This is a genomic window from Nostoc sp. (assembly GCF_054880495.1).
On record NZ_JBTYKD010000129.1, the window covers coordinates 1 to 24,412 of the forward strand.

General features: G+C 42.1%; 23 protein-coding genes and 1 tRNA gene. 13 read left to right on the forward strand and 11 right to left on the reverse strand.

Annotated features, from left to right (window positions below; genetic code table 11):
- Positions 1 to 158 precede the first annotated feature (158 nt).
- From ACYTXL_RS13750 to alr, 10 genes are all read right to left on the reverse strand, one after another.
- The gene (locus tag ACYTXL_RS13750; protein WP_461925261.1) at positions 159 to 740 is read right to left on the reverse strand and encodes a HEAT repeat domain-containing protein; all 582 of its coding nucleotides are present in this window, start codon (positions 738 to 740) and stop codon (positions 159 to 161) included.
- Entirely contained in the window at positions 692 to 1,225 is a 534-nt protein-coding gene (locus ACYTXL_RS13755; RefSeq protein WP_461925244.1) for an NACHT domain-containing protein, read from the reverse strand. The genes ACYTXL_RS13750 and ACYTXL_RS13755 overlap by 49 nt, the downstream gene beginning before the upstream one ends.
- Before the next feature lie 69 nt (positions 1,226 to 1,294).
- Positions 1,295 to 1,735 (reverse strand): hypothetical protein, encoded by a 441-nt coding sequence (locus tag ACYTXL_RS13760; protein ID WP_461925245.1) that lies wholly within the window; start codon positions 1,733 to 1,735, stop codon positions 1,295 to 1,297.
- Positions 1,736 to 1,982: 247 nt separating this feature from the next.
- Positions 1,983 to 5,060, reverse strand: a complete 3,078-nt coding sequence (locus ACYTXL_RS13765) for a response regulator (protein ID WP_461925246.1) — start codon at positions 5,058 to 5,060, stop codon at positions 1,983 to 1,985.
- Positions 5,061 to 5,309: 249 nt separating this feature from the next.
- Positions 5,310 to 8,144 carry a methyl-accepting chemotaxis protein gene (locus tag ACYTXL_RS13770; RefSeq protein WP_461925247.1) on the reverse strand — a complete coding sequence of 945 codons (2,835 nt, stop codon included), beginning with the start codon at positions 8,142 to 8,144 and terminating at the stop codon, positions 5,310 to 5,312.
- Between the two features lie 62 nt (positions 8,145 to 8,206).
- Positions 8,207 to 8,704, reverse strand: coding sequence for a chemotaxis protein CheW (locus ACYTXL_RS13775; RefSeq protein WP_461925248.1), 498 nt, complete (start codon positions 8,702 to 8,704; stop codon positions 8,207 to 8,209).
- A 4-nt stretch (positions 8,705 to 8,708) separates the two neighbouring features.
- Positions 8,709 to 9,086, reverse strand: coding sequence for a response regulator (locus ACYTXL_RS13780; RefSeq protein WP_461925249.1), 378 nt, complete (start codon positions 9,084 to 9,086; stop codon positions 8,709 to 8,711).
- Between the two features lie 88 nt (positions 9,087 to 9,174).
- Positions 9,175 to 10,221: a response regulator gene (locus tag ACYTXL_RS13785; protein ID WP_461925250.1), complete on the reverse strand. Its 1,047-nt coding sequence runs from the start codon at positions 10,219 to 10,221 to the stop codon at positions 9,175 to 9,177.
- A gap of 1,111 nt (positions 10,222 to 11,332) precedes the next feature.
- Positions 11,333 to 11,414: transfer RNA gene (locus tag ACYTXL_RS13790), tRNA-Leu, on the reverse strand.
- A 169-nt stretch (positions 11,415 to 11,583) separates the two neighbouring features.
- Positions 11,584 to 12,771, reverse strand: a complete 1,188-nt coding sequence (gene alr / locus ACYTXL_RS13795; protein ID WP_461925251.1) for an alanine racemase — start codon at positions 12,769 to 12,771, stop codon at positions 11,584 to 11,586.
- A gap of 495 nt (positions 12,772 to 13,266) precedes the next feature.
- Here alr and ACYTXL_RS13800 point away from each other — a divergent pair, with 495 nt between their 5' ends.
- The 7 genes from ACYTXL_RS13800 to ACYTXL_RS13830 all read left to right on the forward strand — a co-directional run bounded on the left by ACYTXL_RS13800 (position 13,267) and on the right by ACYTXL_RS13830 (position 18,928).
- Positions 13,267 to 13,764 carry an HNH endonuclease gene (locus ACYTXL_RS13800; RefSeq protein ID WP_292794940.1) on the forward strand — a complete coding sequence of 166 codons (498 nt, stop codon included), beginning with the start codon at positions 13,267 to 13,269 and terminating at the stop codon, positions 13,762 to 13,764.
- A gap of 670 nt (positions 13,765 to 14,434) precedes the next feature.
- The gene (locus ACYTXL_RS13805; RefSeq protein WP_461925252.1) at positions 14,435 to 15,712 is read left to right on the forward strand and encodes a DHH family phosphoesterase; all 1,278 of its coding nucleotides are present in this window, start codon (positions 14,435 to 14,437) and stop codon (positions 15,710 to 15,712) included.
- Between the two features lie 398 nt (positions 15,713 to 16,110).
- A complete protein-coding gene (locus tag ACYTXL_RS13810) occupies positions 16,111 to 16,587 on the forward strand; it encodes a DUF29 domain-containing protein (protein ID WP_461925253.1) in 477 nt (158 codons plus the stop codon).
- A 201-nt stretch (positions 16,588 to 16,788) separates the two neighbouring features.
- Entirely contained in the window at positions 16,789 to 17,058 is a 270-nt protein-coding gene (locus ACYTXL_RS13815; RefSeq protein WP_461925254.1) for a hypothetical protein, read from the forward strand.
- On the forward strand, positions 17,055 to 17,186 hold the full coding sequence (locus tag ACYTXL_RS13820) for a PIN domain-containing protein (RefSeq protein ID WP_461925255.1): 132 nt from the start codon (positions 17,055 to 17,057) through the stop codon (positions 17,184 to 17,186). Before ACYTXL_RS13815 ends, ACYTXL_RS13820 begins: the two co-directional genes overlap by 4 nt.
- 4 nt (positions 17,187 to 17,190) lie before the next feature.
- Entirely contained in the window at positions 17,191 to 17,685 is a 495-nt protein-coding gene (gene sixA / locus ACYTXL_RS13825; protein ID WP_461925262.1) for a phosphohistidine phosphatase SixA, read from the forward strand.
- Between the two features lie 106 nt (positions 17,686 to 17,791).
- Positions 17,792 to 18,928: a citrate synthase gene (locus tag ACYTXL_RS13830; RefSeq protein ID WP_461925256.1), complete on the forward strand. Its 1,137-nt coding sequence runs from the start codon at positions 17,792 to 17,794 to the stop codon at positions 18,926 to 18,928.
- Positions 18,929 to 18,958: 30 nt separating this feature from the next.
- Here the strand turns inward: ACYTXL_RS13830 and ACYTXL_RS13835 are convergent, their stop codons facing one another.
- On the reverse strand, positions 18,959 to 19,111 hold the full coding sequence (locus ACYTXL_RS13835; RefSeq protein ID WP_292794928.1) for a hypothetical protein: 153 nt from the start codon (positions 19,109 to 19,111) through the stop codon (positions 18,959 to 18,961).
- A 177-nt stretch (positions 19,112 to 19,288) separates the two neighbouring features.
- On the opposite strand from ACYTXL_RS13835, the gene nuoH reads away from it, so the two are divergent.
- The 6 genes from nuoH (at position 19,289) to ACYTXL_RS13865 (ending at position 24,251) form a co-directional block, all read left to right on the forward strand.
- Complete coding sequence (gene nuoH / locus ACYTXL_RS13840) at positions 19,289 to 20,407, forward strand: NADH-quinone oxidoreductase subunit NuoH (RefSeq protein ID WP_334787433.1); 1,119 nt, start codon at positions 19,289 to 19,291, stop codon at positions 20,405 to 20,407.
- 105 nt (positions 20,408 to 20,512) lie between these two features.
- The gene (gene ndhI / locus ACYTXL_RS13845) at positions 20,513 to 21,097 is read left to right on the forward strand and encodes an NAD(P)H-quinone oxidoreductase subunit I (RefSeq protein ID WP_292794924.1); all 585 of its coding nucleotides are present in this window, start codon (positions 20,513 to 20,515) and stop codon (positions 21,095 to 21,097) included.
- A gap of 83 nt (positions 21,098 to 21,180) precedes the next feature.
- A complete protein-coding gene (locus tag ACYTXL_RS13850; protein WP_334909353.1) occupies positions 21,181 to 21,795 on the forward strand; it encodes an NADH-quinone oxidoreductase subunit J in 615 nt (204 codons plus the stop codon).
- 59 nt (positions 21,796 to 21,854) lie between these two features.
- Positions 21,855 to 22,160, forward strand: a complete 306-nt coding sequence (nuoK, locus tag ACYTXL_RS13855) for an NADH-quinone oxidoreductase subunit NuoK (RefSeq protein WP_006199065.1) — start codon at positions 21,855 to 21,857, stop codon at positions 22,158 to 22,160.
- 6 nt (positions 22,161 to 22,166) lie between these two features.
- Entirely contained in the window at positions 22,167 to 23,087 is a 921-nt protein-coding gene (locus ACYTXL_RS13860) for an NAD(+) kinase (RefSeq protein ID WP_461925257.1), read from the forward strand.
- A 372-nt stretch (positions 23,088 to 23,459) separates the two neighbouring features.
- Positions 23,460 to 24,251 (forward strand): GNAT family N-acetyltransferase, encoded by a 792-nt coding sequence (locus tag ACYTXL_RS13865; RefSeq protein WP_461925258.1) that lies wholly within the window; start codon positions 23,460 to 23,462, stop codon positions 24,249 to 24,251.
- Positions 24,252 to 24,412 lie beyond the last annotated feature (161 nt).

Below are 24,412 nucleotides of genomic sequence, written 5' to 3' on the forward strand. Positions count from 1 at the left end.
TTGCATAATACTTACTTCTCTGTACTCATTTGTTGGTGATATCTGCCACATCCATCGTGGTTAGAGCTTTTGGGAAAACTTTTTGGTTTACTGGTAATGAGTGACAAGCTGTTTTTATCACGGGAACTTCATTTGTAACGTCGGTGCTGCAAAAGTACTTAAATTATTCTTGTGAAGAGGATTTTCTTTAAGCTTTGAATCGCACGAGTAGCAAAATTATACTGATGCCAAGCTTGATAGAAATCGGGGTAAGGCATATTCTGGGCGCATTTCCAGGCTAAATCGTAGTAAGAGTAATCTAATTGCCAATAACCACTTAAAGCTTTGACTACCGCAATGTGATGCTGATTATCCTGTAGAATTTCTTTTAAACTTGTTGCTGCATGACTACGAGTGTATTTATCCAGATTAGTTGATTGCAGCAGTTGCACCAAGACAGCGATCGCAATTTCATTGCCTGTGCCGATTTTCTCTAAGCTTGATGCTGCCAGCGTACGGGTGTAGTCATCCACAGTAGTTGATTGCAGCAGTTGCACCAAGGCTGCGATCGCAATTTCATTGCCAGTGCCGATTTTCTCTAAGCTTGATGCTGCCAGCCTACGGGTGGAGTCATCCAGATTAGTTGATTGCAGCAGTTGCACCAAGGCGGCGATCGCAATTTCATTGCCTGTGCCGATTTTCTCTAAGCTATCTACTGCCAGCCTACGGGTGGAGTCATCCAGATTAGTTGATTGCAGCAGTTAGTATTGGGTAATTTGCCATCTCCTGATTGCCAATTTAAGCACAGCAGCGTCAATCTCAAAGGATTTTTCACCAAATCCTGAATCCGTTCTTTACCTGATGCTTTCAACGCAGTGCATAACTGCTTCCCAGTTTCGGGAATTTCAATTTTATTGAACCATTTATCAATAAATCTCTCGACCTGTTCTGGATAAGAAAAATCTAAACTGCGATAGGTGTCAAAATCATCAAGTGCATTAATGCTGCCATCCCACAGATTAACCCGACAAGTCAGCACAATTCGCGCTTTAGAAATTGACCCTCCTTCACGGAATTGCCGTGCAATTTCTGTTAGAGGATTACCTGAAGATGCGGACATCTCATCTAACCCATCTAGCAGCAGCCAGACATTATTTTGATCAAACTGAAGAACAAAATCTTTCTTCAGTTGCTCAGTGGCTTCTGTCAAAGGATTTGTAGTCAGCTTTCGCCGTTCTGTCAGCATTTCACGGCAGACTTTACGCCAGTCATCTGGAGTTAACTTTGTCCCATCCTCCCCTTGAGACGGCTGTAGTCAAATCGTGAAGTTATTAGTTTGGTTATTTATCTGTCCTTGATTTACAACCCCAATTTTTTCTGCTAGCTGTGTCAGATTTTGAATGGTTGGCTGTTGAGACTTGAGGGTATTTTCTATTTCTTGAATTTTTTGAGTGAGTTTTGGTTCTGCTTTTGCTGCTGCTTCCACTTCCACAACAGCTTGAGCAATTTCTGAATCTGCGTCTGCTGCTGCTTTTAGTTCCAGCACTGCTTGACCATAATCTAATCGCTGCGGTTCATTTTCCTCAACAGCAGTGGTGAGTAATGGCGATTTATTCTTCTGGCGGAGTAATCCGATTAACTTACCAGGAGCCGTCCATAAAGCACCACCAATGTTTTCGCCGATTTTCTCTTGCGCTTTAGTCCAAAGTGTAGTTGCGATCGCAGTAGCAACAGCCGTCAGTGTTACAGTTACCATAAATTAACTACAAATTGAGTTTATGTAGAAATTATTTCAATTGACACAAATAGTATGACGCAAAAGCTAGGCGATTATTACTGAATATAACTCAGTCGTTTTAACCCGCGCAGGTGGTCACTGAGCTTGTCGAAGTGCGGATTTTGTATTTAGACTCCGCTCAATACAAGTCTGTATAGCCGCGATTTCTAGTCGCCAAGGCACTTGCTAACGCACCTACGAAAATATCTTAAACCTAATTATGAATTCAATTAGACGCGCCCTTTCCTGCGACAGAATGAATTATTTCCTCCAGCGTTTGGAGTAATTCTTGCTCGTTATAAGGTTTAGAAAAGTAAGCTCTGGCACCCAATTGCATAGCCAGTTGCCGATGCTTATTACTGCTACGAGAAGTCAGCATAGCGACTGGGATATTTTTTGTATCCACGTCTGAATTTACCTTACCTAAAAAGCCATAACCATCTAAGCGAGGCATTTCAATATCGCAAATCACTGCCTCAACTCTCAATCCATTATGGAGTTTTTCTAAGGCATCTTGACCATCTTTAGCTTGTTCTACTTGATATCCTCCTTTTTCAAGGGTCAGGGCTAAAAAGCGGCGAACATTAATTGAGTCATCTACAATTAGAATTGTGCCTTTCTGCTTAACAGATGCGGCTGAGATTTTCTCTTCATCAAATATGAGGAACGGTGTTTTTAACCTTGCTGATGGTAATTGAGTGCCTCTCTTAGTGCGCCGATTCGTAGCAATCCAATACAGCAATTCATTGACATTAACTAGTGGCACTACTCGACCATCACCGAGAATTGTGCAATTGCTGAAGCCTTCAGGTAAAGGTATATTTCCCTCGACTTGGCGAATAGCAACTTCCTGTTCACCCCAGCAACGGTCTATTTGGATTGCTACTGGCTGATTATTACCTTTGACTACTAACACGCTGTTAGCATTAATTGCTGCCGGTATTTCCAGTTCTGAGCTATCGTAGCGCAGACAATTAAACTCTAAATAGCCAGTCAAGCGAATCAGTGGCAGCATCGTTCCTTGCCAATTTAGAACTTCGCTACCTGCCATTTGGAAAACTCGCTCGTTTTGGAGTAAAGATATTTCTGAAATGACATCTGTGGGAAATGCCAATACCATTTTGTTGATTTCTACTAGCAGAACTCGGGCAACGGAAAGTGCAAATGGTACTGATAAGGTGAAGGTAGTACCAACTCCTGGTTCCGTATCAACTGTGACATCTCCTCGAATTAGTTTGAGGTTGTTACGAACCACATCCATACCGACACCGCGACCAGATAATGGTGTGACTTTTTCGGAGGTGGTAAAACCTGGTTCAAAAATTAGTGATAACAGTTCTTCATCACTAGCATTAGCAAGTAGAGAAGCATCCAATCCCATAGCTAAGGCGCGGGTGCGAATTTTCTCCAGAGAAATGCCCCAACCATCATCACGTATGGTAATGAGGGTGCGATTACTGCGGTGGGTAGCTTTAATTTCAATTAATCCTTGTTCTGGTTTACCCAAAAGGCGGCGGGTGGTATGGTCTTCAATACCATGATCGAAAGCATTCCTTAACAGGTGCATTAAAGGTTCGTTTAAAGCTTCTAAAATGCTGCGTTCAATTAAAGTGTCACCACCTTCAGTTTTTAACTGGACATTTTTCCCATGCTCTACATTTAAATCGCGCAAAGCTCTAGGAAAACGTTCGATTAAATCGGACAGCGGCCGCATCCGAATATGATTTAGTTTGGTCTGTAACTGTTTTGATGTTTTGTTTATTTTACGAGCAATTTGGTCTGTATCATCTACACTGAGTTGCACATCAGTTGTGACTTCCTGTACCTGAACAATGGTTTCCATAACTTCCTGCGATCGCAGGTTTAATTCGTTATAGCGATCCATTTCTAAGGCATCAAATTCCCTCTCTGTACCTTGGATTTGGTGGCCATTTTCCCCTTGCACCCCAGCAGACATCGTAGCTTGAGTAGAAATTTTGTCGTAGGCTGTACGTAAATTCTGGTTTTCTCGGTCGAGAACTTGTACTCGCTGGTTCAGGTTACGAACGAGTTTGCGTAATCTCTCTAGTTGCGAGTTTAACCCATTCCTCTGAAGAACCAGTTCCCCAAATAAATCATTAATTTGCTCTAATTGTTTGCTAGGAACTCGGACACTATTTTCATGAATTTCGCGCTCTTTACTAACACCAGCCTGTTCTCCTTTGCTTTCGCTAAATCTACCATCAATAGGATTATTTCCTCTAGCGAATATCGTATTTTGCTCAGTGACATTGCCAGCATTTACGTCATCTGTAAATTCTGCATCCACAAATGTAAAATTAGCTGCCATACCTGCGGTGGTCACTGAGCTTGCCTGCCCTGAGCCTGCGCCAAAGGGTCGAAGTGTGGGCTGCGCCAACGCTTGATCATTAGTCCAATTTTCTCTTATGTTTTCTGGTTGCCAAACAAATGTTGATACTACTTCTGTATCTGTGGGGAGAAACGGTGGTATTACTTCTGCTTCTAATAGTGGCTGGACTTGAGTAGTTATACTCAAGTCAATTTCTGTAGGCAAGTTATCTAGTTGATTTGTGAGTATCAAAGCTTGCGATCGCCGCCATGCTTGCAATGCGAACTGGGCAATTTCGGGAATGCGATCGCTGCTAACAGTTTCCAATTGCTGCGTTATTGACTCACAAAGCTTGGTAAAAGCTGCCAACTGGAGCATTTCCCCCAAACCGCCCAATTCAACCGCCATAATCACAACTTCTTCATGCAAGCCGGGCTGTTCGCTATCTGCCAATATAGATTCTAGACGCTGCAAACACTCTTCTACTTCTGTTCCAAATAGCAAGGGGATAACGTCTTGTCCCTCTTCTGGGGATAGCATGGTTGAGGCATCCTCAGGGCTGGGGTCTCCCAAGCGATCGTGCAACTCATCAAAAATTGGGTAACAAAAGGTTTCTAACCATTGATCTTCGACAACATTTCCTTCTGCAAGCAATTCGACAATTTGACGCAGCCAGTCAACTCCAGATAGCAATAAACTTTGCAACTGAGTATCAATTTCGAGAGAATTTTTTTTAGTTTTTAAAATTTTAAAGGAATCTTCCAAACGATGGGCTAAATCACTTAACGATCTAAATCCCATCATCCCCGCGCCACCTTTGATAGAATGAGTCGCCCGGAGTGCAGCATTGATTTTATCTAAATCGATACGGTTAGTAGTATCGATTTCCAGCAATACCCCTTCTAAAGTATTTAAGTAATCAGTTGCTTCTTCCAGAAACTGCATCTGGATTTCTAATTCTTTGTCTTCTAGCATAGTTGTTGTCCTTAGTCATTGGTCATTGGTCATTAGTGAGCCAGTGCAGTCTTCTCCCTTCGTGCAGCGTCTCCAAGTGTTGGGGAGACGCTAAAAGCGATGGGGGTTTCCCCCATGAGCAACTGGCGAACCCAAAGGGTCATTGGTCATTAGTCATTGGTAAAAGCACAAAGGACAAATGACAACGGACAAATAACAAAAGTCATTCGTCATTGGTCATTAACAAACGACAAATAACAAATGACAAACTTAACTAACTTTGAAAGTCTCCACAGTCTCTTGCAACTGCTGGGAAATCTCCACAGTTTGTTGCAGAGATTCGGAAACTTGGCGAGAAGAATCGCTGGTGCGTTGTGATACAGCAGCGATATCTTTCATCAATTGGCTGACACTTTGGGATGTTTCTACCTGAGAAGCAGTTGCACTGGAAATTGATTGCACTAAGGAGTCAATTTGATGCGATACATCCAAAATTTCCCTCAAACTTTCTTTAGCCTCCTCCACAATGCGGGTACCTTCAACTACTTGGATGGTTCCTATTTCCATCGCCTGCACCACTTCACTGGTTTCTTGTTGGATATTTTCAACAATTTGTTCAATTTCTTGGGTTGCTGCGGCACTTCGTACTGCTAATTCGCCGACTTCTTCAGCAACTACGGCAAAACCTTGACCTTCTTCACCTGCACGCGCGGCTTCAATACCGGCATTAATCGCTAGTAAGTTAGTTTGAATAGCGATTTGGTTAATCAAAGACACCACGCGAGAAATTTGTTGAGAAGACTCTCCCAAACGTTTGACTTTTTTAGCAGTTTCACCAACTGTTTCCCGCAAAGAGAGGATATTTTGTACTGTCAAATCCATCGCGTGTCCACTCTTGATAGCGGTATGAGTAGCATGGTTAGCAATAAAGGCAGCTTTTTCAGCACTTTCGGCTACTGATTGCATGGATTTGGTCATTTTGTCAACAGCATCGAGAGTGCGGTTGATTTCGGCAGCTTGTATGAGTGCTTCCTCTGCTAAGTCGCGGATGGCTCCTTCATTAGAGCCGATGGCAGTATTTACCTGGGTAGCAGCTTGTTTAACTTGGGTAACAATATCGCGGAGGCTTTCCACAATCGAGTTGAAAAAGTCGGCAACAGTACCTATTTCCCCAGATGTCACGTCTGCACGCACTGTCAAGTCGCCTCTAGCTGCACCTTCTACATCACTGAGTAGTTCTAAAAGTTGGTGTTGCAGTGCTTCTTTTTGTTGTCGTTCTTCGCCTGAGCCGATTACGGCAACATTTCTAGATTGTTCTATCTCTTCTAATAACTTGGCTTGTTCTAAGGCATAGCCGATTTGAGTTGCTATCTGTTGAAACAAGTCAATTTCCGGCTGTTGCCAAACACGAGGAGTTTCGCAATTATCAGCAATTAATAAACCTAAAAGTTGCTCTTGGGCAAAAATCGGTACAATCAAATTAGCTTTGACAGCAAATTTTTCTAATAGTTGGATGTAACTGCCGGCATTTTTCAGGCTTTGGTCTTGATAAATATTCGCGATCGCTTGCACCTGTGCATAGTGATAAGTTTCTATATAACGTTCCCGAAAATAGGGATCGTCAATTTGCACTCCGAGCATTTTCGGCCAATTATAATTATCAGTTACCGATTCAGCTACGACAACACCATCCGAAGTATCTGCATTTAGACTATAAATGATTACCCGATCTGTTTTTAGCGATCGCTGAACTTCTTTGACTGCTGCGTGATAAATCTCTTCAGTTTTGAGAATTCGCCGAATTCGGAGGGTAATATCTGCGAGTAATTTTGCCCCTTCAACGTCGAGTTCTTGTTCCTTAACTAAGACTTGCAATTGTTCGGCCATAAGGTTGATATTTGCACTCAATAGCCCTAATTCGTCCTCTCTTTCGATTTCGAGACGGGTATTAAATTTACCTTGACCAAGCTTTGCTAATGCCGCACTTGCATTTAGAATTGGCTGTGTAGTAAGTTTGGCTAACTGAGATGCGATCGCACCTACAATAAATGCTGTCAGTGCCGTACCGATGGCTATAGTCCACAATAATTGTCTTTGCGGCTCAAATACAATTGCTGTGTCTGTGGATAAAAGTACCTGCCAGTTTAAATCAGGCAAGCCGTCTAACTTCCTGGCTGGTACGTAGCTGACTAATTCTTGTTTTTTGCCAGTTTTGGGAACTTCTATAAAACTATCTGCCTTTTTAACTGCTAGTAGTTTAGGTAAACTAAAATACTCTCCCTTGGCCGGTTTCCCCAATAATTCCTTTTGTGGACTTAAGAAAACTGTTCCCGAAGCATCAAGCAAATAGTATTGTTGTCCATTAGCTACGTAGTTTTTGATTACTTCCTCTAAAGATTTTACGGGCATACGTGCTTGTACCACGCCAATAGTTTGCCCTGTCCTTGTCTCTTTAACAGGTGCAGCTAGATAAATGCTCACTAAACCTGTGTTTTTTGCTGCTTCAGGTTTGCTGATTAGAGGAGCATCTTTTTGCAACCCCGTTTGAAAATAGGTACGGTCTTTTTGATTCTCCAGGGGTTCGCCTGTGGATTGCACAATCAAGTTACCTTGGCGATTAAAAACAGCAACGCTGTCATAAGCTTTGTAAGCTTCAACAAACCGATCTAGAACTGCTTGCTTTTCTTGAGTAGTGGTACTTACACTAGCTTGGGGACTTGTCAAAAATGCCAAACTTGATATTACCTGAATATCGCCGTAGCGTTCCAACATGAAACGGTTAAGTTTATCACTTAAGTCAGTGGCTTTGGCTTGTTGAGATTGAGTAATTTGTTTAGTAATTGATTTGTTGGCAAAACTAAAAGCGATCGCGCCTATGCCCAATACTGGTATTGTACCGATTGCGATCGCTAAAATAGTCGCTTTTTTAACCAATCCCAGCCTTGTAAAATAGGCAATACCCTGATTTCCAGAAGAATTATTAGCAGTTCCAGTAGTCGGCTTATTTGGTAGCTTTACTACAGTCCCAATCGCTTTTTGGGATGAAATCAATGATGCTCGGTTTTGAGCGCCACTAGCTTGATTTGTGTTGGTTTTATTAAACATAAAAGTAGTTCTCCTAACTATGTGAACAAGAACACTAAAAATCTATTTTTTAGTAGTACACCTTAATCACTGCGGAGAATAGAAGACTGCACAATTGCCTCTGCATCTAATACAAGTAATATTTCTTCTTGTTGCACAACACATCCACATAAATAAGGAACTAAACTGGATGCTACTTGTCCTATAGGAGAATGAATAGCATCAGGTACGAACTTGGTTGTACCTTTTATTTCTTGTACAACAAAGGCTAATAACAATGATTCCACTCGAATAATGATCGCATTGTACTGTCGCAGTCGATAATCTAGAGATTCTAAATTGAGCATTCTTGGCAAATCAACTACCCAAATTATCCGGCTCCGCCAATTCATTAATCCTAATATGCAGGGGGGCATATTCGGCATTGAAGTGACAGATTCAATCGGTACAATAATTGCTTCTTGCGTATGCCTCATTGATAAAACAGCAGTAGTCTGTTGATTTAACTGAAACTTAAGATAACCATCTGCTAAGTTATTTGAGGTTAGTTTTGGAGAAAGTGTAATGTTTGTAGTAGTCATTGATTTAAATTACCACTGATTTAATAGTACATAGGAGATGTTCGCGGGTGTAAGGTTTAGTTATATAGGCATCTGCACCTTGTCTCATCGCCCACAAATGGTCAATTTCTTGATTTTTAGAACTACAAATCACAATTGGTACTTTTGCAGTAATCGGATTTCTTCTTAGAGAACGACACAATTCAAATCCACTCATTTCTGGCATTACTACATCAGTAACTATCACATCTGGTTTTTCTAATACAGCTTTTTCTAAAGCTTCTTTTGCACCAGAAATTTTAATTACCTTGTAACCACTTTCTTTAAGATAATAGCTCATTAATTCCAATTCACTGGGAGAATCTTCTACAATCATAATTGTGCCAAATAAAGTCAGGCTCACTATTAAATCTCCTAAAAAAACATATTAAAAATATTAATTTTGTTATAAGAATTCAGAATGGAATTAGCATTAAATTCTGACTCCTAAATTAACCAAGATGCTTAAAAACCATTTTTAGTAATTCTGATTGTGTAAAAGGCTTCGTCAAATATCCTGATGATCTCACCAGCTTGGCTTTTGCTCTGTCGATAAAGCCTGTTCTACCTGTTACCATAATAATCGGTGTATTTTTAAACGCTGAATGTTTCCGTAATAAAGAACATAGCTCGTAGCCATCTAAACTTGGCATTTCAACATCTAGCAAAATCAAATCAGGTTTACTCCGAAGAATTTGCATTAAAGCTTTTATCGGATCGTTGATCATCACAACTGAAAATGTGTTTTCACCCAAAAAGTGTTTAATGGAATTCAAAACTGTTTGGCTGTCATCAATGCAGGCAATTGTATATAGTTTTTTGCCAACAGTTGGCTGAGTATTTTTATTATTCTCAGGAATATCAAAATTGATGGAAATCGGTGATTTTTGCCCAACTTTTATTTGTAATTGTGTTGTAGACAAAACTTGGGAACCCCGACCAGCCGGAATCGATGACTGGATATTTTGCCGATTTCGTAACTGCTTTTGACACTGTTCAACAAGTAACCGCAAATCTAGGTGACAGAACTTTGGTAGTTCATTTAAAGAGTTTTCTGGACTGAATTCATAGCTACCTTCTTTTAAACACAGAAATGATTCCAGAACTTCTTTTGCCAATTCGTATATTAGGCTTGCTGCTTGTACAGAGGTGATATAGTCCTGATTTACTAACCAACTAATAGCTTGGTAATCTGCATTTGGTATTGATTGATGTTCATTCTTCGCCTCAAACATCTGCCGCATCTGCACGCGAGTAGCGCTGTTGAGAGCAGGAATTTGCTGACTCAAGCGCCGCAAGTGACTATCAAGGCGCTCAAATAGTTTATCTGAATAGGAGGCATAAGTAAGTTTACCGTCTTCTAGATAGATTGCCCAAGAAACTATCCCAGTAAAGATACTTAAGCAACCTGTAGCACGCCGACTAGTTAACTGTGCCAACAGAGATAGCGGATGTAGTTTCTGGAACAACCTGTAGCTACCTATAGGAGTTGTGCTCATTTGCTTTATTTCAGCTAAATTCGATATATGTAAGCTAAATTCGTGCAGAGTTATTCCACGATTTAAATCAAGTAAAAAGCATCAAACTTTTGTATTTCAAAGTACATGAATTTATATCTATGTTTGTGGTGAAACTCAACGACAGCAACGTTATTTTCAAATGCTCAAATCTCAGTAAATTCGTAAATTATAATTAATTTGCCTACTGTTACCGAGATTTATAGATATCTTTCGAGAATAGGACATAAAAATACCAAGAGTAGATGAAGCCACTTTCCATTGAGTAACCCCAATCTGACCACAGCAATAATACTGATTTTATTGACGGTAAGATATTTAAACGACTGTATTTCTACTTAAGTAAAATCCAGATTTTAATCAGATAAGGACTATATGAAGCCACTTTGTGTTCAGTAACTTCAACTTGACCACAGCAATAATACTGATTTATTGACATTGATAAGTTTATTTTTTAACATTCACATTTAAAAACGTAAATTAAACAGAATGCAAAACTTATCTTTTATAGGGTATTTTACCGCCGAGAGTACGGCACCGAAAGCACTCGAAATGGTGCGTTAGGAACATAACGTACCCCTACATTTAAATTTATTAACATAGCTATATTAAGACCCAATACGCTTGGGTTAACGATAATAGTAGGTTGGGTTGAAGGAAGTGAAACCCAACAAATGCCCGAAAATGTTGGGTTACGTTCCTCAACCCAACCTACGGAGTCTAAGGTTTTTAGGTCTAACTGAACTATATTGTATTAAGGCGGACTTACTTATGCTGACTAAACATATTTTTATTTAGGCAATATTTACAGCACATTTCATCTGAATGAGGTACACAAGGGCGGGCAGGATGCCCACCCCACAAGATTTATCATATTAAGATCTGTACTTAATTTACCTGCAAAGTGCTGTAAATAGGCTGGTAAGCCCAAAAACATCTAATTTGCATTACCGAATTAAACAGAACTCTTGTGGGGTGGGTCCGAAAGCCCGCCCTAATTATGCAAGTTAAATCTGGAACAGCTTAACTATACCTAAAGTTTTAACTCAAGTATCAGTATCGACCTAGATAAGGCAATTGAATTTATTAAAAGTGCGGATAAAAGGACTTGAACCTTCACTCCTTTCGGAACTAGAACCTAAATCTAGCGCGTCTGCCAATTTCGCCATATCCGCATCAGTTTACTATCATACCATAAATAATTATTTATGGGAAGGGGGAGTAAGAATTTTAGATTTTAGATTAAAGAATTGAAATTTAATCCAAAAGACGCGACGCTCGAATACTCGCTAACGCTCCGCTATCGTCAATCCAAAATCCAAAATTGAATTGCCCCATCCCCAATTACATGACTGCAACACGAGGCAGACGATGCTTGAAACCGCAGAGAATTTCCCAGGAAATAGTGTTTAGTTGTTCTGCCCAATCGTCTGCTGAAATTTGTTCTTTTCCCTGTTCCCCTAGCAAGGTGACTACTTCTCCTTCTTGGATATTAGGTATGGCACTCACATCCAGCATTAACTGATCCATTGTAATTGTCCCAATTTGCGGCACCTTCTGACCGCGAATTAATGCCTGCATTTTGTTGGAAAGACTGCGAGGAACACCGTCAGCATAGCCAATTCCGACGACGGCAAGGCGAAGTTCACGCGGGGCAATAAATTGATGACCGTAGCTGACAGCCGTTCCTGGGGCAATTGTTTTAACTTGGGTGACTCGTGCTTTAAGTTGCAACACGGGCTTGAGGTCGATCGCATTTTGTAAATGGGTTGCTGGGTAGAGTCCGTAAACTGCTAAACCTACTCGCACAATGTCGTAATGCAATGCCCGATCTGTGAGTGCAGCTGCTGAGTTTGCCAAGTGTAAGCAGGGCGGTTGAATTCCCATTGCTTTGATTTGGGCGATCGCGTCCTCAAATCTTTTATGCTGTTCTTCCATTGTCGTGGTATCATAACTATCTGCTGTTGCCAAATGAGAATAAATACTGGCAATGACAAGATGTGGTAATCGTTGCACTAATTGCACAAATTCTCCAGCTTGCTGCCAATTAGTCCCCAACCTGGACATTCCCGTGTCTAATTTGATGTGTACGGGCACTGGAGAACCATAATTCATCGATTCTAAAGTGTCGGAAAATACCAAAGCTTGTTTAGGACTACAGAGTGTGGGCTGAAGTTTCCAATGTGCGATCGCCTGAATCTGCTCTGCTGTATGAGTTGCCCCTAAAATCACAATGGGCGCTTGAATCCCGCCTTCTCGCAATTGAATAGCTTCTGGAACTGTAGCGACTCCCAGCCAAGTAGCTCCTGATTGGATTACAGTTTGGGCAACTGTTACCGCTCCATGCCCATAAGCATCAGCTTTTACTACTGCCATCAACTGGGTACGCGGCGATAAAAACTGTACCAATTGCTGGACATTGTATGACAACGCCCCTAAATCAATTTCTACCCAGGCTCGTTGGGAAAACCAAGCGTAGGTATCACACTCCTGACTATCAGCAAAACTTGGGGTTTGTTTATGACTCAACATTTGTACTGACTCCTATCCCATGACGGCTAAACTTCCAAATTATCTATCTATACACGCTCATTTAAGCGATATCAGATTAAATAGGAAGTTTAGCTTTCATATTGGAATTGATACAAGATGTTGAGTTACTAAAGTAAAAGTTAAGAGTTAAACCTCATCTAAGTTGAGAACCGTAGTTTTCGCCCTCACCCTAAATCCATCTCCCATATATGGGAGAGGGACTTTGAAATTCTGGCTCCCCTGCTCCCAAATCTGGGAGAAGAGGTTGGGGGATGAGGGCAAATCCTTTTCATCTCCTAATTCCTAACTCCAAACCCTTCTCTACGAGACGCTGCGCGAACGACAGGCTCAGGGCATCGCTCCTCACTCCTAACTTCTAACTCTCAACTCATAACTTAATTTCCGAATTATCCCGAAAGTATAATTTATTCTCATCTCCCTAGCAGGGTGTATTTGTGTTAACATATTGTTAAACTCATACCCTGAGCGCAGATAATGGGGAAAGTTTTAGTCTTAAACGCCTCCTACGAACCTCTCAATATAACGAGCTGGCGTCGCGCTGCGGTTCTGTTAATCAAGGGCAAAGCAGAACGCGTGGAACACAACGGTAAATTCCTTTATGCGGATTTCCCGTTGCCGACCGTGATCCGGTTGCGTCATTATGTACGTGTTCCTTATAAAGAAATTCCTCTGACTCGCCGAAATATATTGCACCGTGACGGTCATGCCTGTCAATACTGTGGTTACACAGGAGATGAGTTGACCCTAGACCATGTAATACCGCGATCGCGCGGTGGCGGCGATACCTGGGAGAATATTGTTACCGCTTGTGTCCGTTGCAATGTCAAAAAAGGCAGTCGAACTCCCCACGAAGCTCATATGCCTTTGCGTCATCCCCCTCGCCAACCTTATAGCAGTCTCTATTTCGAGGTCAGCAAACATCTGAAGAGTGGACTGCATACAGAGTGGCAAAAGTATGTTATAGGTCTTTGACATGATGTAACCTAATCCTAAAAGCATAAAGCAATAGTCACAGGTTGGCGTTCGTGCTTACTTTCAGAGTATGGCTAAAGCTGTGTTGGATACATTTGCTTTCACAAATTGTCTGTTAGCTCGGATTTGTCTAGGCACTCTGATGCACATTTTTCGGTAGTAACCAACACAGTAGTCTGCATAAATCCAGGCAAGAAAGACAGCAGCCAACACTACTCACAATTATCAGAATTTTCCAAGGGGATAGAAAACACGCGTTGTTCATCAAAAATAATTGTTAATTGCTCAATAATCCACAATAATGAGAGTATTAAGCATAAAAATATTTCAAATATCAAGGACTAAGCCTAAAGTATAAGATAGAAAGTATGCCCTAAGTCAGATAAAAATCCTGTTGGTTGAATTTACGCAAGACAAAAAAAGTTCCTAAAAGAGTTTTATGCTCTCAGATACAGCCAATATACTAAACTTCCTTGTTTGCAGGACTTCTACGCCCTCTAGTCGAATTTAGTTGCTGGTTGAGCGGTGTTACTGACATAAAATATACTCAGATGTATAGTGCAATGTCCTGATATTTTTGCGAAGATCAGAATAATGTGGCTAAATTCAGTGAATTGCTGAACGTAGTATTTCTGAATTAAAGGAGCCTTACACTTTAAAAAAGTTCCCTATGTACTTGAATTCTCCCGTTACTCACTTTGAGAGTTTGTCATTGACCACAGAGCCAAACCCAGAGGAACCTGAAATCGAGAAAACGCCAGTGGAAGTTGCATTTAAGAGTCCGTCATTACCGCCATTGGTAGGTGAAGGAGCAATATATCTCACTCACCGTGGTAATTCTCTGGCACAACAAAAGTCAGAAGAACTGCAAAAAACCCTTCTGGCGCACCGACACGATCGCCAACTGGTAATTCTGCAAGATTTTCCTGATCCTGATGCCCTTTCCTGTGCCTGGGCTTACCAGTTAATTGCCCAGCAATATGATATCAAATGTGAAATCATTTATGCTGGCGCATTGAGCCACCAAGAAAATATTGCCTTGGTCAGGCTGACTAATTTACCTATCCAACGCTGCACGCAGCAAACCTTAAAAAGTAAAGATTTGTCATCTTATCAAGGTTTTGTATTAATTGATAACCAGGGAACCACTTCACAGCTACTATCTGTGGTGCAGCAGGCTAAAATTCCCCTAGTAGTCCTAATCGACCATCACAGTATACAAGGTGATCTCCACTCAGAGTTTGAGGATGTCCGCCCTTATGTAAGAGCGACGGCAACAATTTTTACTCAATACCTGCAAACGGGATTACTGGGATTAGATACCAGCATAAATCAACACGTCAAATGTGCTACTGCCTTGATGCATGGCTTGCGATCGGATACAAATCGGCTAATGCAAGCGCAAGAAGAAGACTTTATGGCAGCTGCGTATTTAAGCCGATTTTATGATGCCCAATTGCTGAACGCCATTTTACAGGCGAATCGTTCCAAGCGGGTAATGGATGTGATCGAGCGATCGCTCAAAAACCGCATCGTCCAAAATAACTTTTCCATTGCTGGTGTTGGTTACTTACGCTATGATGACCGCGATGCCATCCCCCAAGCGGCTGATTTTCTCGTCACCGAAGAAAACGTTCACACCGCCGTAGTTTATGGCATTGTTCACGATGAAGACGAAGAACTAGAAATAGTCATTGGCTCGCTGAGAACCACCAAACTTACCCTTGACCCTGATGAATTCATCAAAGAAGCCTTTGGGCAAGATAGCACAGGGCGCTTTTTCGGCGGTGGAAGGACAAGTGCAGGCGGCTTTGAAATTCCGATGGGTTTCTTATCTGGTAGCAACGAAAATTCCGCCTATGCGAAAATGAAATGGGAAGTATTCGATGCTCAAATTAAGCAAAAACTGCTGAGGTTGGTTAATCCTAGAGATCATCCGATTCAGTGATAATAGAGGGAGATCAAGGAGATGAGGAGAACTCCTAACTAATGCAGCAGTCAAAGCGTTTGGTCAGATATAGTAATCCGCTTTGATTATTGAACTGACTTGCGTAGGCTGGGAGTAGGGAATAGGGAATAGGGAATAGGGAATAGGGAATAGGGAATAGGGAGTGGGCAGTAGGGAATAAGCCTTTTCGATTAGTACTTAATTTGTTCAAAAATCAAATAGGAGTCATAAGTTATTCGTGATAAACATATTTCCCGACTTTTTAGAAAAGTCGGGAATCTTGATCTTATAACAGAGGCTGAACTGATTGAGGATGTAGTTCGTACCTAATGTTCAGTATGTAGGCACAAATAAAATTAACTTGCGCGTACCTATTTTATTTGCGAAGAAGGAGCGCCATGAAGTCTATAGAACTCCAAATCTTAAAAACTCTATATGAGCAAGATTATCATGCTTGGGTAGAGCAGACAGCAGAGCTTTTACAATCGCACCACTGGGACACGCTGGATTTAGAACACTTAATTGAGGAAGTGGTGGACTTGGGTAAGAGTCAACAGCGTGCCTTGCAGAGCGCGTTACGGTTGGTGTTGTCGCATTTGCTGAAGTGGAAGTATCAACCCGAACACCGCAGCCGCAGTTGGCAAGTGACCATTACCCGTGAGCGACTGAATCTCGATGAATTACTGCAAGAAAGTCCCAGCTTGCGGCGTTTTTTAAATGATGCCGAGTGGATTGATATTACTTATCAGCGATCGCGGCGAGAGGCAATAGTAGAGACTGGTTTATCAGAGGATGACTTTGCGATCGTTTGTCCGTTTTCTGTTGATGAGATTTTAGACTTAGACTTTTATCCTAATGCTGACCAAGAATCGTAAGGTTATTTACCCTATAACAACCGCTATATCATACTCTAAATTCAGTAAATATACGGCTTATATTTAGTATAGTTACGAGTTCCAGAAGATAAAATTTACCATCCCAAGCAGGAGTATTTGAAACAGAGGTTTGATCAGTGTAAATGGTGTCCTAATATTTAATAATTCAAAACCATCTTCATTTTTTGAGAGGTATTAAAGATGACACAGCAAGAGTTATCAAAACTTCTAACATTGCCAGAACTACAAAAACAAGTGCTGCAATTACCCATTAGAGAACGTTGGCATTTAGTTCAGTCTGTTCTGGCATCAATTCAACAAGAAACCTTATCGTCTATTCCTCTCAATCCAACCTTAGAACCTTTGACCGATCTTGACCCCTGGACTCAGAGTTTAATCGGTGTAATCCAGCTAGTACAAGAAAATCCGACAGAAACTTATGTTGATTATTTAGAGGAAAAATACAGTTGAAGCGGCTGTTGTTTGACAGCGATGTGTTCCTCGATATTTTGGCACAGCGTCAACCATTTGTCGCAGCTTCCGCAAGAGTATTAAATACAGTAACGCAGAATCAAGTACAAGGTTATGTTTCAAACTAAAAGTATGGAACTATATTTAATTCGTCATGGCATCGCCGAAGACAAGGGATTAGGCATCAAGGATGAGGAGCGCAGCCTTACCAAAGAAGGACGGCAAAAAACTGAGAAAGTTGCCCAGCAACTTGTTAAATTGAGTTTAAACTTTGATTTGATTCTCACTAGTCCCTTAGTGCGGGCCCGCCAAACGGCTGAAATCCTCATAGCAGAAAAACTAAGCTCCCAATTAGAGGAATCTAGCCACCTTGCGCCCGATAGTGAAATTTCTAGTTGGCTCAAAGACTGGTTAGAGCCAAGAAATTATTCCCAAAATACCCAACTGGCACTGGTTGGACATGAACCTGCTTTGACCAATTGGGCGGAAAATCTCCTATGGGGGGAAGTCAAAGCAAGCTTAGTCTTGAAAAAAGCAGGTATGATTGGGATAAAACTACCAGAAACAGGTTCTCCTCTGGGTCGTAGTCAGATGTTTTGGTTGACACCTCCCAAGTACCTGCTATAACAGTTTTCAACATTTCCAATTGTTGTTAAAATGGCTACTGTTATGGTGACAATAATTTCTGGTAAGTTAGCTTGATCAGATATTTCAAAAAGCGAATGGTGTTGCCATGATGGTGTGCGAATACAAGCCTGGTTTAGAAGGCATTCCCGCCGCCCAATCAAGTATCAGCTATGTTGATGGGCAAAAGGGAATACTAGAATATCGTGGCATTCGGATTGAAGAACTAGCAGAAAAAAGTACATTCTTGGAAACTGCTTATCTCTTAATCTGGGGCGAACTTCCAACCAAGGAAGAACTGAAAGCATTTGAGCATGAAGTTCGTTACCACAGGCGAATAAAATACCGCATTCGGGACATGATGAAATGCTTTCCAGAAAGCGGTCACCCAATGGATGCCTTGCAAGCCTCTGCTGCTGCTTTAGGCTTGTTTTATTCGCTGCGAGATTTACATAATCCTGTCTACATTCGAGATTCGGTGGTGCGCCTGATAGCAACCATTCCCACGATGGTGGCGGCGTTCCAACTGATGCGAAAAGGCAATGATCCGGTACGTCCCCGTGATGACTTAGACTATTCCGCCAACTTTCTATATATGCTCGATGAGCAAGAACCCGATCCTTTGATGGCGCGAGTTTTTGATATCTGCTTGATACTTCAGGTCGAGCATACAATGAATGCTTCTACCTTCAGTGCCAGGGTGACAGCTTCCACCTTAACTGATCCTTATGCTGTGGTTGCTAGTGCCGTGGGAACTTTGGGAGGTCCCCTACATGGTGGAGCCAATGAAGAAGTAATTCAGATGTTAGAAAAAATTGGCTGTGTGGAAAATGTCCGTCCCTATATAGAGGATTGTCTGCAACGCAAAGCTAAGATTATGGGTTTTGGGCATCGTGTTTACAAAGTGAAAGACCCACGAGCCACAATCTTACAACGTCTAGCAGAGCAACTGTTTGAAAAGTTTGGGCATGACAAGTTCTATGATATTGCCCAAGAAATGGAACGCGTGGTAGAGGAAAAACTCGGTAGCAAAGGGATTTATCCGAATATTGACTTTTACTCCGGTTTGGTGTACAGGAAGATGGGAATTCCTACAGACTTGTTTACGCCAATATTTGCGATCGCCCGCGTTGCCGGTTGGCTAGCCCACTGGAAAGAACAACTAGCAGAAAACCGGATTTTCCGTCCTACCCAGGTTTACAACGGTCTGCACGACGTTACTTATACCCCCATTGACCAACGCTAACTCACATTGGGCATTGGGCGTTGGGCATGGTTACTCCCCTTGTCCCCGCGTCTCCTCAATAGCCAATCTCAATGCCAACCATAAGTAGAAGTTCTCATCTCGCTTCAGGGTGCTAAAACCATCCAAGGATATACTAGGCATGGGAACTGGCAACAAATCTTCAATCAGGCGCGATCGCAGCAAAAATTATAAATGGGTGAATTTACAGGTATTACAGCAGAAATCATGTATTTGAACCACATCTGTCGTAGGGGCAAAGCATTGCTGTGCCCCTACCGCGTGGTCTATTTACCTGAAAATAGCTGTAATTCAACTAATAGTTGTAACTCACCATGACTCGATGTCTTAAAGAGCGGAAACATGAATTCAGGAATTGACCTCCAAGGAACTTTTATTGAATCCGTCAAGGATTTAGGTATACCAGCAGGAACAGCCAAAGCGATTTGGATGCCCCTGCCAATGATCCTGATGCTGATTGGGGCAACAGTGGGGGTATTAGTTGCTACTTGGCTAGAACGGAAAATTTCCGCCGCCGCACAGCAGCGAATTGGGCCAGAATACCAGGGGCCTTTTGGCTTGCTGGTACCTGTAGCGGATGGTTTGAAGCTGGTATTTAAAGAAGATATAGTACCAGCCAAGTCTGACCCCTGGCTGTTTACCCTCGGCCCAATTATTGTTGTAATTCCGGTATTTCTGTCGTTCCTGATTGTCCCCTTTGGGCAGAATATCGTAATTAGCAATGTCGGCATGGGCGTATTCTTGTGGATTGCCTTGTCAAGCATTCAGCCCATTGGCTTGCTGATGGCTGGCTACGCATCTAATAACAAATACTCCCTCTTAGGAGGATTGCGGGCAGCAGCGCAATCTATTAGCTATGAAATTCCTTTGGCGCTGGCGGTGTTAGCGATCGCTATGATGTCTAATAGCCTCAGCACCGTTGATATTGTCAATCAACAGTCTGGCTACGGCATCCTGGGCTGGAACATTTGGCGACAACCAATCGGTTTCCTGATCTTTTGGATAGCAGCCCTAGCTGAATGTGAACGATTACCTTTTGACTTACCCGAAGCGGAAGAAGAACTGGTAGCAGGCTATCAAACTGAATACTCAGGGATGAAATTCGGTCTTTTCTACCTGGGTTCCTACGTTAACTTGATCCTTTCTTCTTTACTAGTAGCAATCCTCTACCTGGGCGGTTGGGACTTTCCCCTTCCCCTCAACCTGATCGCGGGTTGGCTGGGAGTCAGTGAAGCAAATCCCGTCTTCCAAATAGTAACTGCGGCTTTGGGTATCATTATGACCGTGTTCAAAGCCTATTTACTAGTATTTGTCGCCATCCTGTTGCGCTGGACAGTGCCACGGGTACGGATTGACCAACTCTTAGATTTAGGATGGAAGTTTTTGTTGCCAGTTGGTTTGGTTAATCTCCTATTAACCGCCGCCCTGAAACTAGCCTTTCCCTTTGCCTTTGGCGGTTAGTCATTAGTCATTAGTCATTAGTCATTAGTACAAATGACTAATGATCAAGGACAAAGGACAAGGGACAAATAACGCTGATAGCTTCAAAAGAGAGAGTCAAACACAATGCTAAAGTTCCTGAAACAAGTTGGTGATTACGCCAAAGAAACGGTACAAGCTGCGCGTTACATTGGTCAGGGGCTTTCTGTTACCTTCGATCACATGCGGCGGCGTCCGATTACCGTACAGTATCCTTACGAGAAACTGATTCTTGGCGAACGGTTTCGCGGTAGAATTCATTTTGAATTTGATAAGTGCATCGCCTGCGAAGTTTGTGTTCGCGTTTGTCCGATTAACCTGCCTGTAGTAGATTGGGAATACGACAAAGCCAGCAAAAAGAAAAAACTCAACCACTACAGCATTGACTTTGGAGTTTGTATCTTTTGCGGTAACTGTGTGGAATTTTGCCCTACTAACTGTCTATCGATGACAGAAGAATATGAGCTTGCCACTTATGATCGCCATGAATTGAACTATGACAGTGTAGCCCTCGGTCGTCTGCCTTATAAGGTAACAGATGACCCAATGGTTACACCACTGCGCGAACTAGTTTACCTACCCAAGGGCGTTCTCGAACCACATGGACTGCCCGCAGATGCGCCGCGTGCAGGTGCGCGTCCAGAAGACCTAGTAGAACAAACAGAAAAATAAATGTCATTTGTCCTTTGTTATTTGACTAATAACTAATGACCAATGACCAATGACCAATGACAATTGACTAAGGACAAAAAACAGTGAATCTAGCGGAAGGAGTACAGTTAGTATCACTTGGCATACTGGGCGTGATGATGATTGGGGCGGCCATTGGCGTGGTGCTGTTCTCTAGCATCGTTTATTCTGCTTTTATGCTGGGGGGTGTGTTCATCAGCATAGCGGGAATCTACCTGTTGCTAAATGCTGATTTTGTTGCAGCTGCACAAATACTAATTTATGTTGGGGCGATTAACGTGTTGATTTTGTTTGCCATTATGTTGGTGAATAAACGGCAGGATTTTGTACCATTTCCTAACTCTTGGGTGCGGAAAGTACTAACGGGTATAGTCAGTGTAGGATTGTTTGGTCTTTTAAGTACGATGGTGCTGGCTACTCCTTGGGCTTATTCAACTGCTCCTGTGGTGGGTGGTGAAAGTTCTATAGTTTTGATTGGAGAACATTTCTTCACTGACTTTTTACTGCCTTTTGAACTGGCTTCGATTTTGCTGCTAATAGCGATGGTAGGAGCAATTATTTTGGCACGTCGTGAGTATTTACCAGACCAGCTAACGCCATCCGATCTGCGGCAAACTGTTTTGACTTTGCAAGAACGCCCCAGAGAACTGGTATCAACAACCAGCGAAACAAAAGAGTAAGATTTGCGACTTCATTTGCAGATAAAAGCCAGATTTTTTGACGAGGAATACCCAGATTCATGCAACTCCAGTACTTTTTATTACTAGCAGCAGCTTTATTTTGCATCGGCATTTACGGTTTAATTACCAGCCGGAACGCTGTGCGGGTGCTAATGTCAATTGAGTTATTGCTCAATGCTGTTAATCTGAATTTAATGGCATTTTCCAACTTCCTCGACTCAACATTAATAAAGGGTCAGGTTTTCACAGTATTTGTGATCACTGTGGCGGCGGCCGAGGCGGCGGTGGGTTTAGCGATCGTGCTGGCCATTTATCGCAACCGCGATACCGTCGATATGGAGCAGTTTAATCTCCTGAAGTGGTAATTGTGCGTGCAACTCAAGCAGGTAATCATTGCTTATAAAGCACGGGATGCCCAGAGTAAAGAATGGGCAGAAATCTGTGCGAAACAATTAGAAAGTCGCCAGTGCCAAGTGTTGATGGGGCCTAGCGGGCCGAAAGACAACCCTTATCCAGTCTTTTTGGCCTCGGCGGCTCAACCAATCGATCTCGCTTTGGTACTCGGTGGTGATGGTACTGTTTTAACTGGTGCCAGACATTTAGCCCCAGCTGGCATCCCAATTCTGGGAGTGAATGTGGGAGGTCATCTGGGGTTTTTAACTGAGTCGGTGGAGGAGTTTCAGGATACCGAGAAAGTTTGGGATCGGCTGTTTGAGGATCGCTATGCTATCCAACGGCGGATGATGTTACAAGCTGCGGTATATGAGGGTCATGGATCTAATTTGGAGCCAGTCAGTGAGCGGTACCTGGCTTTGAATGAGTTTTGTGTTAAACCCGCCTCCGCCGACCGGATGATTACTTCAATTCTGGAAATGGAAATCGACGGTGAGGTAGTTGATCAATACGTCGGGGATGGGTTAATCATTGCTACTCCCACAGGTTCCACTGGTTACACCGTTTCTGCCAATGGGCCAATTATGCATGATGGTATGGAGGCGATTACCATCACTCCAATTTGTGCAATGAGCCTTTCTAGTCGCCCCCTGGTTTTACCCCCTGGTTCTGTGGTGAGTATTTGGCCTTTGGGGGATTACGATTTGAGTACCAAGCTGTGGACAGATGGGGTTTTGGGGACTTCAATTTGGCCAGGACACCGCGTTGATGTGCGGATGGCAGATTGTCGGGCTAAATTTATTATTTTGCGCGAGAACAATTCTTACTATCAAACGCTGCGGGAAAAGTTGCTTTGGGCAGGTACAAGGGTTCACTACAGCAATAATCACCGTAATTAAGTCCTGTTAGAGTGCATTTACCGCAGATTGCGTAGGCGTAGCCCGCCGTAGGCATCGGCAACGAGAAAACACCGCAGGCATCGCAACCAAAATTATCCAAGCCCCTGGATTCATCCGGGGGCTTTCTGCCCTGATTTTGACTTTCTTTGCTGACTTGTATTTATAGCCTATATCAAAGAAAAATTTTGTATCTTATTGCCAGATTTTTTGGGAATTAATGTCCATAATAAAAGCACCTACCCCGAATCCAAGAGAGTAAAAAAGCTCTCTAGAGGTTCTTTTATCCTTCGACACATTAACGCATAATGTGAGCTATTTGTATAGTGCCTAAATCCTAGTAGAATATTTTCGCAAATCTAAGTAGGAAGATAGATGGAAGTTTCTGGACGCAACATTAATTACTCACTGAATCTTCCCACTATTGAAGATTTTCCCGTCCTTCAAACTGAAAAATATATCCTACGACTGGCATCAACCGAAAAAGAATTAGAATCAATTTTTCGGTTGCGCTTTGAAGTTTTTAATCTTGAACTAGGCTTGGGATTTTCTGCTTCTAACTTTACCCAGATGGATATAGATAAGTTTGATGCGGTTTGCCATCATTTAATCCTGATCTCTAAAGAAACGGGTAAAACAATTGGAACTTATCGGATGCAAACCTATACAATGGCTTCTCAAAGACTAGGCTTTGATGCTGCCGATATATTTAATCTTAATGCAATTCCTAATTCTGTTCTTCAGGCATCAGTTGAAGTTGGGCGTGCATGTATAGCTAAAGAATATCGCAATAGTCAGGCGCTTATGCTACTCTGGGAAGGGCTGGCAAATTATCTTATCTGGAGTAAAAACCAATATTTCTTTGGCTGTGCATCATTACTAACACAATCCCCTTGGCAAGCTACTTGTGCTTATAATTATTTTCAGCAGAATAGCTTGATGCATCCAAGTATTTTGGTTTATCCAAATTCACAATCTTGTCTAGAACTACCTCAAAGTTGTCCAGATTCATCTAATGTTGAAATCCCTAAAGTTTTGCAGGCATATTTGAATATTGGAGCTAAAATATGCAGTATTCCAGCTATTGATAGACAGTTTCAGACTATTGATTTTTTAACTATATCTAATAGCAAAGATTTTCCTAGATGGCGTTACCAAATATTGTAAAAACTCTTTTTTAACCTAACGACTTATTAATCTTTCAAATCAGATCACTCTCACTCAAAGTACCTTGGCGATGTCTGATGAACAAACTCAGATATAATTCCTAGCGATCGCACCTCATCCAGCCCAATGCCTGACTGGATTATTTTAGATAAATTATTGGG